This is a genomic window from Capnocytophaga canis, from assembly GCF_000827555.1.
GTDB classification, from domain to species: domain Bacteria; phylum Bacteroidota; class Bacteroidia; order Flavobacteriales; family Flavobacteriaceae; genus Capnocytophaga; species Capnocytophaga canis.
Window position 1 is genome coordinate 1 of the sequence record NZ_CDOI01000100.1, and the last position, 1,037, is coordinate 1,037.

Consider the following 1,037-nt stretch of genomic DNA (forward strand, 5'->3'; position numbering starts at 1 on the left):
CTTGATATCATTCATGTTATTGGATAGTACGGCCGCCATAAATTCCGCGGGGTAGTTAGCTTTCAAAAAAGCTGTTTGATAGCCAATCCAAGCGTAACATGTGGAATGCGATTTGTTAAAGGCGTAACTTGCAAAGGCCTCCCAATCTCGCCAAATTTTTTCTAACTTTTCGGGGTCATGTCCTCTTTCGGCAGCCTGACTGATGAATTTAGGTTTCATCTTGTCCAGTACGTCCTTTTGTTTTTTACCCATTGCCTTACGTAGAGTGTCTGCATCACCTTTGGTAAATCCTGCTAATTTCTGAGAAAGGAGCATTACCTGCTCTTGATACACTGTGATTCCGTATGTTTCTTTAAGGTATTCCTCCATAGCTTCAAGGTCATACACAATAGGTTCCGTGCCATGTTTTCGGCGAATGAAACTCGGGATATACTCCAACGGGCCAGGTCGATAGAGAGCATTCATCGCAATGAGATCAGCGAAAACAGTAGGCTTCAACTCCTTCATGTATTTTTGCATTCCAAGGGACTCGTATTGAAAAATACCGACGGTTTCACCTCGTTGGAAAAGTTCGTAAGTTTTTTTATCGTCCAGTGGAAATTCCTCGGGATCAAGGTCAATTCCTTGACGTAATTTAATGATTTCCACTGTATCTTTGATAAGGGTGAGTGTACTAAGCCCCAAAAAGTCCATTTTCAGAAGTCCTGCACTCTCTACTACCGAGTTATCGAATTGGGTAACGAATAAATCCGAATCTTTTGCTAATGAAATTGGTACAAAATTAGTAATATCATCTGGAGTGATGATAACTCCACAAGCATGAACCCCCGTATTACGTACCGAACCTTCTAAAACTCTTGCCTGTTGGATGGTTTGGCTACTCAAATCATCGCCTTCTAACAACTGTTTAAGTTCGTTGACCTTAGGGAAGTCTTCGGAGCGTATTTTTTCTTTCAAGGTTTTATCATCGGCATTGAAAATCTTTTTGAGCGAAGGCATTTTATCGGGTACTAAACCAGCCAATCGGTTTGATTCTT

At 41.2% G+C, this 1,037-nt stretch carries 1 protein-coding gene; it reads right to left on the reverse strand.

Annotated features, from left to right (window positions below; genetic code table 11):
• A partial coding sequence (gene dnaE / locus CCAND38_RS02830) for a DNA polymerase III subunit alpha (protein ID WP_042343772.1) occupies window positions 1-1,037 on the reverse strand: 1,037 nt, incomplete at both ends.